Annotated in this window: 1 pseudogene; it reads right to left on the reverse strand. The window is 66.8% G+C overall.

Features of this window, described 5'->3' with window-relative positions:
* Positions 1–292: pseudogene (locus F2P45_RS35120) on the reverse strand (hypothetical protein); the annotation flags it as partial.

The following is a 292-nucleotide window of genomic DNA, read 5'->3' on the forward strand; positions in this document are numbered from 1 at the left end:
GTGTCGCCCAGCAGCTTGAGGCGGGTGGTGTCGGGCAGTTTGGCGGCTTGCCCCGCCAGCGCGTCGAAGCCGGCCTGGTCGTACTGGACGCGGAAGTAGCCGACGCTGGCCGGGTCGATCACCAGCGTACCGTCGCACGATGGCTGCGTGATGGTGGTGCTGGCGCCCGAGAACAAGGCGTAACTGGCCTTGCCGCCCACGGTGCCCACTTGCACCGGCACATTCCACAGGCGTTTTTCAAGCGCCGGTTCGTCCAGGCGGAACTGCTCCTGCGAGAGCGTCACTTTGCGCT

The sequence above is a fragment of the Massilia mucilaginosa genome (assembly GCF_011682145.1).
Classification (GTDB): domain Bacteria; phylum Pseudomonadota; class Gammaproteobacteria; order Burkholderiales; family Burkholderiaceae_D; genus Telluria_A; species Telluria_A mucilaginosa.